At 35.5% G+C, this 12,864-nt stretch carries 13 protein-coding genes; 4 read left to right on the forward strand and 9 right to left on the reverse strand.

Annotated features, from left to right (window positions below; translation table 11 throughout):
- Positions 1-232 precede the first annotated feature (232 nt).
- Positions 233-793 (reverse strand): PAS domain-containing protein, encoded by a 561-nt coding sequence (locus tag GM418_RS21345; protein WP_158869254.1) that lies wholly within the window; start codon positions 791-793, stop codon positions 233-235.
- Positions 786-3,704, reverse strand: coding sequence for a chemotaxis protein CheB (locus GM418_RS21350; protein WP_158869255.1), 2,919 nt, complete (start codon positions 3,702-3,704; stop codon positions 786-788). The genes GM418_RS21345 and GM418_RS21350 overlap by 8 nt, the downstream gene beginning before the upstream one ends.
- A gap of 659 nt (positions 3,705-4,363) precedes the next feature.
- Between GM418_RS21350 and GM418_RS21355 the strand changes: the two genes are divergently transcribed.
- From GM418_RS21355 to GM418_RS21365, 3 genes are read left to right on the forward strand one after another with little or no spacing between them, the layout of a single operon-like run.
- The gene (locus GM418_RS21355; RefSeq protein ID WP_158869256.1) at positions 4,364-4,540 is read left to right on the forward strand and encodes a hypothetical protein; all 177 of its coding nucleotides are present in this window, start codon (positions 4,364-4,366) and stop codon (positions 4,538-4,540) included.
- Positions 4,533-5,033: a hypothetical protein gene (locus GM418_RS21360; protein WP_158869257.1), complete on the forward strand. Its 501-nt coding sequence runs from the start codon at positions 4,533-4,535 to the stop codon at positions 5,031-5,033. Before GM418_RS21355 ends, GM418_RS21360 begins: the two co-directional genes overlap by 8 nt.
- 9 nt (positions 5,034-5,042) lie before the next feature.
- On the forward strand, positions 5,043-5,951 hold the full coding sequence (locus tag GM418_RS21365) for a sugar transferase (RefSeq protein ID WP_281350300.1): 909 nt from the start codon (positions 5,043-5,045) through the stop codon (positions 5,949-5,951).
- A 260-nt stretch (positions 5,952-6,211) separates the two neighbouring features.
- Here GM418_RS21365 and GM418_RS32100 read toward each other — a convergent pair whose 3' ends face one another.
- Positions 6,212-6,517 carry a hypothetical protein gene (locus tag GM418_RS32100; RefSeq protein ID WP_158869259.1) on the reverse strand — a complete coding sequence of 102 codons (306 nt, stop codon included), beginning with the start codon at positions 6,515-6,517 and terminating at the stop codon, positions 6,212-6,214.
- 93 nt (positions 6,518-6,610) lie between these two features.
- On the opposite strand from GM418_RS32100, the gene GM418_RS32105 reads away from it, so the two are divergent.
- Positions 6,611-6,898: an OmpA family protein gene (locus GM418_RS32105; RefSeq protein ID WP_158869260.1), complete on the forward strand. Its 288-nt coding sequence runs from the start codon at positions 6,611-6,613 to the stop codon at positions 6,896-6,898.
- Between the two features lie 2 nt (positions 6,899-6,900).
- Here the strand turns inward: GM418_RS32105 and GM418_RS21380 are convergent, their stop codons facing one another.
- The 6 genes from GM418_RS21380 to GM418_RS21405 form a co-directional block, all read right to left on the reverse strand.
- A complete protein-coding gene (locus tag GM418_RS21380) occupies positions 6,901-7,458 on the reverse strand; it encodes a helix-turn-helix domain-containing protein (protein WP_158869261.1) in 558 nt (185 codons plus the stop codon).
- A 309-nt stretch (positions 7,459-7,767) separates the two neighbouring features.
- Positions 7,768-8,286: a sigma factor gene (locus GM418_RS21385; RefSeq protein ID WP_158869262.1), complete on the reverse strand. Its 519-nt coding sequence runs from the start codon at positions 8,284-8,286 to the stop codon at positions 7,768-7,770.
- A gap of 325 nt (positions 8,287-8,611) precedes the next feature.
- Entirely contained in the window at positions 8,612-9,430 is an 819-nt protein-coding gene (locus tag GM418_RS21390) for an OmpA/MotB family protein (protein ID WP_158869263.1), read from the reverse strand.
- A 151-nt stretch (positions 9,431-9,581) separates the two neighbouring features.
- Complete coding sequence (locus tag GM418_RS21395) at positions 9,582-10,439, reverse strand: sigma-70 family RNA polymerase sigma factor (RefSeq protein ID WP_158869264.1); 858 nt, start codon at positions 10,437-10,439, stop codon at positions 9,582-9,584.
- Positions 10,440-11,110: 671 nt separating this feature from the next.
- A complete protein-coding gene (locus GM418_RS21400) occupies positions 11,111-12,076 on the reverse strand; it encodes an MlaD family protein (RefSeq protein WP_158869265.1) in 966 nt (321 codons plus the stop codon).
- Between the two features lie 3 nt (positions 12,077-12,079).
- Complete coding sequence (locus tag GM418_RS21405) at positions 12,080-12,859, reverse strand: ABC transporter ATP-binding protein (RefSeq protein WP_158869266.1); 780 nt, start codon at positions 12,857-12,859, stop codon at positions 12,080-12,082.
- Positions 12,860-12,864: the final 5 nt, after the last annotated feature.

Consider the following 12,864-nt stretch of genomic DNA (forward strand, 5'->3'; position numbering starts at 1 on the left):
TTTACGGGAAATCCCTGCAAGTTATATTACACAATTTAGGATAAGAGTTACATCATTCACACATTCTCCAGATGGTGAATCAGAAAATGAAATTATGATATTCCATTAAGAACAGTCACAAACATCAACAGAAACTATAGGAAAAGGACGGGAAGAATGAAAAGGTTCAGTTATGGTATTTAGTTAAACAAAAATGCCTCATAAAATTCATCTTTTAACATCCCAATTAGTTTTACGATTTATTTTGCAAACTGAACTTTGAAATATCCACCACCGATAAAAGGCATTTTTGATCATCTTCCGTAACCACCCCTTCCATATATACAGAACACAACGTTTTTTTATCATAACCCAATATTACTTCGCAGAATTCTTTTGCGTTACTGGTGTAAATTTTTTTGAAAAAATTATTAAATACAGGCTTTGAATCTTCTGAAATAAAAAGTTTAAAGTTGCTGTCTATTAAACTAAAATGTCGCTCCCCGAGCATTTCAGCACCCATAAAGTTCAACTCGCAAATGGCTCCATCTGAATCGAGGGTAAAATAGCCCATGGGAGATAAATCGAATAACATGGTATATTTTTTAAGTGCCGTTTCTGCGGTGATGTACGCCAGACGCAGCTCCTCATTCTGCATTTCCAGTTCTATCTGGTGTACCTGCAATTCATGAAGGAGTCGTTTTGTATCGGTTTCTTCAGGAATACTCCCCTTCTGTTGTTTTTCTTTGAGTACTTCTTCCGCTTTTTTGCGCAGTACTTTGGCATTCATAAAATCCATTTCATCGCTAATCATGACTTAATTTTTTTTTGATAATTATTACTTCCAATGGCAATTTCTGATTATTGGAAAGGACATTAGCCGTCCATTCGATTTCCGTTTCAGCAGTACCTGCTATGATTGTCTTCATTTCTATTTTATTTTCACCTGCCTGTTTCAGCAGTTGGTTCATTAATTGTTCTGTTTTACGCCGTTCAGGTTCAGGAACAAACAATTTCAAATAATTTTTATTGATAACATCATCGTGCTTTATCCCAAAAACTTCTTCTGCAACTGAATTAAACTCCAGTATTTTCCAATCGGTTGATAATTTAATAATTACATCAGGAGATGAATCGAGTAGCAGGCGATGGAACTGACTGGTTTCGTTTAATTTTTCTTCCGCCTGTTTCAAATCAGAGATATTAATAAATGTGATGACCAGTCCGTCTATCCTGTCGTCGAACGTGCGATAAGGCATGATGCGCGTTGAAAACCACTTGCCGTCTTTTGTCGGAATTTGTTTCTCAATAAAGATAAGCGTCCTCAAAACTTCAATTGCATCTTCAGCCAAATCCGGGTAAATGAGTTGGGAAACCTGGTCGGTAAAGGGTCGTCCGATGTCGCTTTTAATAAGTTTAAAGATTTTTGTTGCCTGGTCGGTAAATCGCCTGATATTTAATTCTTTATCAAGAAATAAGGTGGCAATATCGGTGCTGTTAAGTAAATTTTTCATGTCGTTGTTAACCCGCGAGTAATCATCAACTTTCGACTGTAATTCGGCATTAACGGTTTGAAGTTCCTCATTCAGGCTTTGCATTTCCTCTTTCGAGGTGGTCAGTTCCTCATTGGTTGACTGCAATTCTTCGTTGGTTGATTGCAATTCCTCGTTAGTTGATTTCAACTCTTCCTGCGAAGTTTGCATTTCTTCCAAAATATTCTGTACTTCCTCACGGGTACGCTGTAATTCTTCTTCCAGTTCTTTTTCCCTGGTGCTGCCGGCGGCCTGTTTTCCGCTTTTCGAAAGTGTTTTATTTTCAGAAGTTTTGGCAACATCAGTAAAAATTATCAATACCTTCCCAAATAAAGCCTCTGGCTTATTCACCCACTGAATAGTAACGTTTAATGCGATGGTGCTTCCGTTTGTGCCAATTTTGACATTGTGCAAAATCACCGTTTCCTTTTTCATGACTACCCTGCGGAAGGCAATGGCAAAATCGTTTTGAAATCCGGGACGTAGCATGGCAAAAATATTGAGGTTTGCTTTTCCTACGGCAGGTTCCAGATATTTTCCCGTGCGTCCGCTGATGTATAAAATGTCGCCATTTTCATTTACCAAAACTCCGGCAGGTGAAAATTGATTGAGTAACAATTGATCAACATGCGTTTGAATATTCATAATGGGTTTATCGGGTATTTTATTTTCGTTAACAGTAAGTTTTGACCGCGAAAAGGAAGAAGGAAAATCGAACAATTCGGGGTTCAGGTTCGAATTACCACGTTTGTAAATTTTCAGGCTGGAATATTCGGGTGTAAACAGATGACTTTGAGTCCCCAGTGTTTCTGAGTTACCCAGCAGCAAAATCCCTTCAGCATTTAGACTGTAAAAAAACAACCCAAGCAATTTTTTTTGCAATTCGGGATCCAAATATATCAGCAGGTTCCGGCACGAAATAATATCAATGTTGGTAAAAGGCGGGTGCATAATAATGTTGTGCTGTGCAAATACTATGGTTTCCCTGATTTCATTATTTATACGATAACCATCATCTGTTTTGGTAAAAAAACGGCTTAATCGTTTTGGCGATACATCTGCTTCTATATTTACCGGGAATATTCCTTTTCTGGCTGTTTCAATAGCATCGTTATCGAGATCAGTGGCAAAAACCTGTAAAGAGAATCCTCCGTAAGGGTTTATTTTTTCTGCCACTTCCTTAAATACAATGGCTAGTGAATAAGCTTCTTCACCGGTAGAACATCCGGGTATCCATACTCTTATTGTTGAGGCGGGTTGGTGCTTGCCAACTTTTGCCGGAATAACCTTTTCCTTTAACTTTTCCCAAACAAGGGTGTCGCGAAAAAAATTCGTAACGCCAATCATCAGTTCCTTAAAAAGAATATGCACCTCATCCGGGTTTTCCTGCAGAAAGTGAACGTATGAGTTTATTTGATCAATTTTATGTACGCCCATTCGTCTTTCGATACGGCGGTAAACCGTATTCTTTTTATACAACGAAAAGTCGTTTCCGGTGTGTGTACGCAGTATAATGATAATTTTCTCCAGTGCACTTTTGCTGTCTTTCCCAATAATCCGGTCTGTTTTAACCACCGGTACGTGGTCAAGAAATTCAATTAATTTTGAATGAATTTCATTCGGCGGAGCAACAACATCAATCAATCCTGAATTAATAGCATTACGCGGCATACTGTCGAATTTTGCCGTTTCTGGTTCCTGCACAATGGCAATTCCGTTTTTTTCTTTAATTGCGCCAATTCCAATACTGCCGTCGGAACCCATTCCTGAGAGAATAATACCAACTGCGCTATCCCTCTGATCATCGGCCAGTGAACGCAGAAAAAAATCGATGGGAAGGCGCATTCCCCTTGCTTCAATAGGTTCAAACAGATACAGTAATCCTTTTAAAATCGACATGCTTTTATTGGGTGGAATAACATATACACAGTTGGGTTTCACTTTCATTTTATCTTCCACCTGGAAAACTTTATTTTTGGAGACCCGTTGAAGCAGTTCAGGAAGCATGCCTTTATGTGTAGGATCCAAATGCTGAATGACCACATATGCCATACCACTGTTTTCAGGTACCTCTCCAAATAGTTGTTCCAGCGCTTCCAATCCTCCGGCCGATGCACCAATTCCAATTATTGGAAACTTCTCCTGATTTTTCTTAAGGGATGAAACAACTGGTTCTGTTTTTTCTGTTTTCAAATTTTAACTTTCTTATAATTTACTAAGTTATGAATTAGTCTGAAACTGACAGCAAAACCGCTTGCCAAACTAACTCTTCAAAAAAGTGAGGGCAATTCAACGCTTACTGTTCCGGAAAAAGTGAGAAATAGGATTAAGACCATTTTGAAAATAATGTAATTTGACTGTTAATTTTGTTCAATTAATGATGACCAGACTATTCTTGATTTGATTCCATTTCCGTCTGACTGTTTTCACTATTATCTTGTCTGTGAACTGAACCGGCCAACCACCTTCTTCCACCTATTAATAGAAACACTAGTATTACAATAACAGCTAAAATAAAATATAGACCCATTTCCTTCGACGAAAGTCTTTTCTGCATCTTTTTTTAATGAATTATTCGGGTACTAAAATAGAATGTCAGGACAGTAATTTTGTTACACAACTCCGTGAAAAATTTACACAATTCACACTTTTCTGCAGAGATGTTGGAGTGCAGATGCTTTGTTTCTGTATTTATTTCGCTTGGTTTTAAGTTTTCAAACTAAAGAAAATGTTATTCGAATGTGTGAATGATGTAACTTAATTTGAAGGTTGTGTAACATTTCATCGGTCAAGGAAGCCTACCTTTATTCCACAAATAGTTAAGAAAACAAACATTTCTAACCTGGGATAAAATGGCAGATTTTGAAAAAAAATTGAAGAAAATAAGCGTGAAGGATTTACGGGAAGCTATTCCAGAAGTGGATATTATGAAGCTCAGAAGCCATCTTGATATTATTTATAGTTCAAACGTTGCGATATTAAACAGTCGCAATGTTCCCACAAAAAAAATATTCCCAAATCATGTTTAAAAAACGTGAATACACGCTTGAAAAGCTAAGTATAATTTTTCAGGTGATGCTAAGCATCGCTTGTTTTAGTTTTGTTTGGTGGTTTGAGATATCTTCATCAAAAGCGCACATAGAATCGGTTAATGAATTAAGAAATTCTTTGGTAGTAATAGCAGTCGTATGGTTGTTTCTGCTAAGTTTATTTAAATCAGGCAAGATAGATCAGTCAATTAGTTATTTCCCCTTAATTGTGGCTTATATGAAACCTGTTTTAACTGGCGTATTGTCCTTATATATTTTTAACATCTTTTTTGGCTATTCTGCATTGGGAGTAAAGAACCTGGTCATATTTGGCACATTTAATTTATTCGTTTTAATCACCTATAAGAAATCATTTTTCACGGTGATGCGCTTTTTTACAAAAAAGCGTGATTACAATGTTCGACGGTTATTGATAGTTGCTGATGAGGGTTCATCTGAATATATTGAAAAAATTATCCGCGCAAAAGATTGACGTTACAATATCCATGGCATTATGACCAATTGCAAGGATACAGAAGAAAAGTACAAAAACAGATTCAAAATTATTTCTGAAAGCAAAAAACTGGATGAATTGTTTCGTGAAGAAACCATCGATGAATTAATTTATTGCAAAGCAAAAAATAATCAGCATGAAATACGCAACTATATCTCTAATTGTGCAGAAGTTGGTATTTCTTTTCATCATTTTAATGAAACGGCTCAGAGTGAAAACGGAATTCAAAGTAAATTACTTTCTTTTCGCTTAATTGACCAATTGCCATTAGTAACCTACAAGAATACACCCGACAACTATTTAGGATTAAAAATGAAAATCGCCTTTGACTTCCTGTTTAGCTTTACAGTAATTATATTGGGTTTTCCAATCTTTTTAATGATTGCCTTCGCCATCCAGCTTGAGGGTAGTGGCCCGGTCTTTTTCAAGCAGGAGCGGATTGGTTTGAATGGTCGCCGCTTTTTATGTTTTAAATTTCGTACAATGGCTGTCGGTTCGGAAGCGCTTCAAGCCTCATTGTTGGGGCAAAATGAACAGGATGGCCCTGTTTTCAAAATCGCAAATGATCCCCGGGTTACGCGTATAGGAAGGTTTCTGAGAAAGACTTCACTTGATGAATTACCTCAGTTTGTAAACATATTAAGGGGAGAGATGTCAGTAGTTGGACCACGGCCTCCAATACCCACGGAAGTAGAAAAATATGAACAGTGGCAAAAAAGGCGATTAAGTATGAAGCCAGGAATTACCTGTACCTGGCAGGTTTCACGAAGAAATAATATTTCATTTGAACAATGGATGAGATTGGATTTGGAATACATTGATAACTGGTCATTAACGAATGATTTTCTCATAGTTTTTAAAACTATTAAAACAGTAATTACTGCAACCGGAAGATGAGCAGGGAACATAAAAGTTAAATGCGAATCGATGTCGGTTTTATCCAATCACTTCTTATTGAATCAAAAATTTATTTTTTCATCTAACCAACAACAGGTTATTTATTCAAATGTTCTGGTTCCGAAGAACTGAAAATATCCAGGGACTGAGTGGGTAATATAATTTTAGTTGAAAGTTATGTAGTATTTCGTTTTTATTTCATGAAAACGAAGCGATGTAGTTTTATTTTTTAGTCTTTAGAGAGATTCTGATTTAAACAATTAAACAGTTAATAATATGAAAGAGAGAAAAATAGTTTTATCTGTAGTTTTAAGCGCAGTTTTTATCTTTACCGGCTGTGCCATGTGGGATAAAACAACAAAAGGGACTTTAGAAGGAACTGTTGCCAGCGACTCTGCAGGTCCGGTAATTAGCCGTGCTTCGGACAGTAATGCGTTGAAGTCAATAACAGAAGCGGCCGTTGGCGGAGCCTCCGGCGCTGTAATTGGCCGGCAGATGGATAAACAGGCAGAGGAAATTAACCAAACAGTGCCCGATGTAAAAGTTGAACGTGTAGGCGAAGGCATTGCAGTGGAATTCAACAACAACGTGTTGTTTGCGTTAGACAAATCGAACTTGTCAGACGGTGAAAAATTATCCTGGACAAACTGGTTGTTGTATTGGATAGTTATCCTGATACCAATATTGAAGTTCAGGGGCATACCGATAGCAAAGGAAGTGAGATTTACAATCAGAACTTATCAGAACAACGGGCCGCCACCATTTCCGGGTACCTGTATGTTAAGGGTATTGCTTATAACCGTTTAACAATTAAGGGATTTGGCGAAAATGTACCAAAATACTCAAACGATACATCAAAAGGTCAGACACAAAATAGCAGGGTCGAATTTATGATTACAGCAAATGAAAAAATGAAGGCTGATGCCCAACAAAATGCTGTAGACTAATTTTACATTTTAAGTTCGTTATTCCTGTCATTTCTGTTGTTCCTGAAGAAGGAAGGGGTTAAACCGGTAACTTTTTTAAACTGAGTGGATAAATGAGCTACACTACTGAAATGCATTTTGAAAGCAATGTCGCTAAGGTTTATATCTGAATAAATGAGCAGTTCTTTTACACGTTCAATTCGTTGGGCAATAATATACTTTTCAATGGTAATATTTTCCTTTGCTGAGAAGATAGTGCTAAGAGAGTTGTAACTAATATTTACTTTTTCGCTGATAAAATTGGAATAATCTGGTTTTATGTGATCGCCAGTGAGATAAACTAATTGATAAACCGCATCCTTAATTTTTGCAACAAGTTGACTTCTTTTATCCACCAAAATTTTTAACCCCAATTTTTTGAGGGCTGAATCGAACAATTGTAATTTCTCGCCGGAAATATCCCCTTCAAATTCAATTTCACCCAGTTCCACTGTAATGTTCTGAAGACCCAGTTTATCCATTTCTTGCTTCACCAGTATTTTACACCGGCGACTTTCCATATTTTTAATTTTTAGAATCATTCAGATTGCATTTTAGTATGCTGTGCTATTCGGGTTTATCATATTTCCAATAGATGCCAGTAACCCAATATAAAATTATTGCATTTACCTTTTTAAGTCGTTACACAATTCTTTATAAAAGTTACATTATTCACACATTCCGATTGTTTTATGAGTACAATTCAGGAGAATGATTCGTTTCCCAAAAGAAGCAATACGGTTTTTATGTATTTACAAAGGCAGTCTGTTGTTAAAAAAATAAACACCGTACTCTTTGCAGGGCACGGTGTGGAAGCCTTTCTGTCAATAAAATTTTATTGATATAAAAGCTTATATATTTCCTGTAAACCAGGCGAAAGAATTACTTCGATACTTCGAGCAATTCATCGACAATTGGTTCGCAAAATTACGGCTAAGCTGGTGAAGTACTTTATCAATTCTGTTTTTATATACGTTTTGATTAAACGACAATCTTGATATCCAAAAATATTCTGTAATTGCCTGGAATATTGATTGATCAATCCACTTGGAAGCAAAGGTCTTAAAATTGAATTCTTGTGAACTAACCAACCGGTTGGCCGCTGATATCAGTCCCAGATTTCCTTCAAGTATTAAATCACGTAAACTTAAACCCAATTCTTGGTATTGCTTTGCAATTGATACAACAAGTCCAAGATTTGCTTCAACCAGCTCTTTTAATGCATCCGTATCGTTTTCACCAATACGCTGTATAAGTTCATTTTCCTTTTCAGCATCTATCTGTTTTATTTCACTAATAAATTGCAAATAAACTTCCAACGAGATTTGATTTTGTGAATTATTTTGATAGGTATTTTTCAATTGTCCCATACAGAATAGTTTTAACTATTCAAATTTTGTTTATTCTGCTTAACTTGAGTTACACAATTCTTTCAATAATTTACATTATTCACACATTTCTATTGTATTATGAGGTCATTCAGAAATATGATTCGTTTCCAGAAATACAGTCAGGTCTTTCTGAAATTTGTACAACCGGATTGTTAGTTTATGAGTATTTTAAGGACAACCCCATAGGAAGCATTAGTTAACTTTCTTTTTAAAGCTCCCAAAAGATTTAATGAAATTGTTTATAATAAAAAAAAACGCACTCTTCACTGAGTACGGTTTTGTAACTTTTGATCGGTAAAAGTCACTATTGATATAAAAGCTTATATATTTCCTGTAAATCAGGCGAAAGGATAACTTCCGTCCTTCGATTTCCGGCTCTTCCTTCAGCAGTAATATTTGAGCTTACAGGATGAAACTGACTTTTCCCTGAAGCAGTTATGCGGCTTGCATCGAAACCATTATCAATGGTTAGAATTCGAACGATAGATGTTGCCCTTGCCGTACTAAGATCCCAATTGTCTTCAAACATTTTTGTTTTAATTGGAACATCATCGGTATGACCCTCAATCGATACGGTGAAATCTTCTGAACTGTTTAAGATAGTGGCAAGCGATTTAAGCGCTGCTTTTCCTTTTGAATCGACAACGTCGCTGCCCGATTTAAAGAGCAGTTTTTCTGCCAGCGATACATGAACGTTTCCATCCTTCATGTAAACAGTAAGCTCATCCGCTTTATAATTCTTTAGTGCATTTCCTATAGAATTTTTTAACTTATTGGTTATTTCCGCCTGAGAATCGATAATATCCTGAAGATTTTTTAATCGAATAGCTTGTTCTCTTATTGTCATGTTTGATTCTGAGGAAAGTAGCATCAGATCATTTTGAACTGATGCATATTCTTCTTGAGCTACAACTTTTTCTTTTTGCATGCTTGCTTCTTCATCCTTTAATTTCATTAATTGTAAATTACGTTCGTTAAGTTTACTGGCCATGTTTGCATTTTCTTTTTGTAGTTTATCCACCCTGGCTTCTGAAGCGATAAATTTTTTATTTGATACGCATGACGTAAATAATAACCCAATGATCAAGGCAAAGAAAGTAAGTGTATGGATTGGTTTTTTCATTTTTTTTCTTTTTAGTGAATATTTAATGTGTTAAAGTTGAGGATATTCAAAGTTGGAAGTATTACATAACTTCTGGAAAGAATTACATCATTCACACATTTTAATTTAATTACTGTAAAATGAATAAGAACATATCAACTTGGGTTAACTATTAAACACAGATATATTCTTTTAGTATGTTTTTAGCTCTAAGCTTTTTGATTGCACTATCTTTTATTTGACGCACCCTTTCCGATGATAGTCCATAATTAAATGCTATTTCGCTTAAAGAAAGAGGTTCAGGGCTATCGAATCCATAATAACTACGCACTATTGCTGAATCTCTACTACTAAGCACTGTGAGTGAACGTTCAATTTCTTTACGAAATGAATTTTCATTTAAATGTATATCTGGACTGGGAGAATTTTCATTTAAAATCAAATCATACAAATTTATTTGATCTTCGGTGCCAATAGGGGCATCCAGTGATATTTGAACATTAAATATATTCAATACATCTTCAACTATTTCAGATTGCAGATTCAATATGCCAGACAGTTCGTCGATGGTTGGTTCGCGAAGAAACTCATGGCTTAACTGATTATATGCTTTAGAGATTTTATTTTTTAACCCTATTTTATTTAGTGGGAGCCTCACTGTTCTTGAATTCTCAGCTATCGCCTGTGAAATAGATTGTCTAATCCACCAAACAGCATAAGTAATGAATTTAAATCCTCTGTTTCTGTCAAAACGTTCGGCAGCTTTTAACAAGCCTAGGTTTCCTTCATTTATCAAATCAGATAAACTCAATCCCTGGTTCTGGTATTGTTTCGAAACTGAAATAACAAACCGTAGGTTGGCTTTAACCATTTTTTCAAAAGCATCTCGATCGCCTTCACTAATCCGACCGGCAAGTTCTGCTTCTTCATTTGCGGTCAACATATCTATTTTACCAATTTCCTGCAAATAGATATTTATAGAAAGGTTATCGCGATTAGTTACTTGTTTCGTTATTTTTAATTGTCTCATAAACTAATTTATAATAAATATTCATTTTGTGAAAGTCTTTCATTTTGTAAAAAAAGAGATTATATAATTCCATTAAATATTTACATTATTCACACATCTCCACCTTTTTCCAATTTATTCGGAATAAAATAGGTGCTGATTTTCCAATTTCAAAATCACGGAAGCTGAAATCGACTGCTTTAATAGAGTTCTGTTTAAATACATTAACACCTCTGCCCACAATTTCGGAAAGAAGAAAAAAGACTGTCGAAAAGTATTCTTCACCAGGTTTTCATTTGTTTATGGTAAAAGGATGTATTTTAACATGAAACTTGCTCCGGTTTTAGATATAAAGTTGAGCGAAACTGTAATGTGTCGCCAATAGAATGTCCGAATTGTTCGAGCGTTTCGATGTTAATATTCTTGATAAATTTTACTTCATTAGAGCTGTAAGGTTTTGCATTAGCATTTTTTGCGCAGAGGCTGTTAAAACCGGCTTAAAAAACAATCGGAACATACATTTAGTTGAACCTGTTTCGTTCAGAGTAAGTTTCAATGTTGTTTTCATGAAAGTAGATTGTATCTTTTTTGAGCTGTAGTCTCCCATGTACAAATGCAAAATCATTTGTTATCAATAAAACAAAGTATGATTACAATTCTGAATTTCATTTTCATATTCCATTTCCAACTGTTTATTCTTTTTCTTTTTCAATTAATTCATTTTCAGCTGCATTTTTTATTTCTTTTTCAACTCTCAATTGTTCTTCTTTTTTGGCTTTGAGTTTATAGTATCTTCTAAATAAGAAATTATGTTTGAGCGCTTCCATATTTTCGTTCAGCCCTATACTACTTTCTTTAAGATTTATAATAGTTTCATCAATGTTATTAACGATAGATGTATCCTTGAGCAACATTCCAATAGCTCCTTCGCCACTGTTTATTTTTGTCATAATTTCGCCAAGCTGGTTGGAGGCAACTTCAGTTTTTGCGGCCGTTTTCTGCAAACTCTCCATAAAAGCAAATACATTTTCTTTTGTAACTTCAATGGTTTTATCCAACCCTTCAGAACTCTTTTTGAAATTTTCAACAATTTGATTAACGTTTTCGGCAATGGTTGAATCCTGTATTAATCGGCCAAGCATTCCTTGTCCATTATTAATATTCGTCATTATCTCAGCAAGTTGCAACGTAATAACTTCGGCACTCTCTGCACTGGTTTTTAAATTTCTCATAATATCATCGGTTTCAATCGGTTCTTTTGACAAAATATGATGTCCGTCTTCTGCCATTGGTGAGTTATTGTTTCCCTGGTTAATAATGATAATCCGATCGCCAATAATTCCTTCGGAACCAATACTTGCATAACTATCAGCTTTTATAAATTGCTGTACATTTTTTCTGATTAGCATTTCAACCTGCACAGTTGAATCGTTAATTATTCGAATGTTATCGACAATACCCACATCGATGCCCGAGAAGCGGATATTGTTTCCGGCTTGTAGACCGCTAACATTATAAAAGTTGGTTGTAATTTTAAACACAGGATTAAATAAATTCTGTTGTTTGCCAATAATGAAAATGGCAATTACAAAAAAGACAATTCCTCCTGCAATAAAGATTCCTAAACGTGCCTTAAACTGTGGTGTATAATTTTCCATTTTTTATGCTTTTTGTTTGAAAAAAGACTGGATTACCTCATCAGTTGAATTTTCAAAATCATTGATGTTGCCTTCTGTGTAAATCTCACCGTCTTTTAACATGATAATTCTGTCAGCGGTGGCGCGGGCACATTCAATATCATGCGTGATTATAATAGATGATGTTTGGGATTTTTTTTGAATATCATTAATTAGCGCGCTTATTCCGTCGGAAGTCACAGGATCGAGTCCGGTTGTCGGTTCATCATACAGCATAATGATCGGATCGACAACAATGGTACGCGCAAGACTTGCCCGTTTACGCATTCCTCCCGAAAGCTCAGAGGGCATCTTGTGTGACGTGTCGGCCAATCCTACATTCTCCAAAACTTCTTCAATTTTTTCATCCCTTTCCTTTGTCGTAAGTTTCTTTTTTATTCTGCGCAGTGGAAATTCAAGATTTTGTTTAATGGTCATAGAATCGTATAGAGCGCCACTCTGAAAAAGGAAACCAATTTTTTCCCTCAATGTTGCTAATCCCTTGTCTTTTAATTCGTTTACATTTTCACCCAGTACTGTAATTGTTCCCTTGTCTGGATTTAGCAAACGGACAATACATTTAATAAGAACCGACTTTCCGGAGCCTGATTTCCCGAGCACAACAAGATTCTCACCATCAAAAACCTTTAACGACAAGTTCTTTAATACCTGTAGAGCGGCAAAACCTTTACTGAGATTGTTGATTTCAATAACCAGATCAGGTATTTTTGTACTTACCGGTATAACCGTTTCATTTTTAAACATATTTT

This window comes from Maribellus comscasis (assembly GCF_009762775.1).
GTDB lineage: Bacteria > Bacteroidota > Bacteroidia > Bacteroidales > Prolixibacteraceae > Draconibacterium > Draconibacterium comscasis.

What these genes read in the sequence shown, in the direction of transcription:
- GM418_RS21345 (WP_158869254.1), bottom strand. Translation starts at nt 793, where the DNA reads ATGATTAGCGATGAAATGGATTTTATGAATGCCAAAGTACTGCGCAAA.
- GM418_RS21355 (WP_158869256.1), top strand. Translation starts at nt 4,364, where the DNA reads ATGGCAGATTTTGAAAAAAAATTGAAGAAAATAAGCGTGAAGGATTTA.
- GM418_RS21360 (WP_158869257.1), top strand. Translation starts at nt 4,533, where the DNA reads ATGTTTAAAAAACGTGAATACACGCTTGAAAAGCTAAGTATAATTTTT.
- GM418_RS32100 (WP_158869259.1), bottom strand. Translation starts at nt 6,517, where the DNA reads ATGCCTTCGCCTACACGTTCAACTTTTACATCGGGCACTGTTTGGTTA.
- GM418_RS21380 (WP_158869261.1), bottom strand. Translation starts at nt 7,458, where the DNA reads ATGATTCTAAAAATTAAAAATATGGAAAGTCGCCGGTGTAAAATACTG.
- GM418_RS21385 (WP_158869262.1), bottom strand. Translation starts at nt 8,286, where the DNA reads ATGGGACAATTGAAAAATACCTATCAAAATAATTCACAAAATCAAATC.
- GM418_RS21390 (WP_158869263.1), bottom strand. Translation starts at nt 9,430, where the DNA reads ATGAAAAAACCAATCCATACACTTACTTTCTTTGCCTTGATCATTGGG.
- GM418_RS21395 (WP_158869264.1), bottom strand. Translation starts at nt 10,439, where the DNA reads ATGAGACAATTAAAAATAACGAAACAAGTAACTAATCGCGATAACCTT.
- GM418_RS21400 (WP_158869265.1), bottom strand. Translation starts at nt 12,076, where the DNA reads ATGGAAAATTATACACCACAGTTTAAGGCACGTTTAGGAATCTTTATT.
- GM418_RS21405 (WP_158869266.1), bottom strand. Translation starts at nt 12,859, where the DNA reads ATGTTTAAAAATGAAACGGTTATACCGGTAAGTACAAAAATACCTGAT.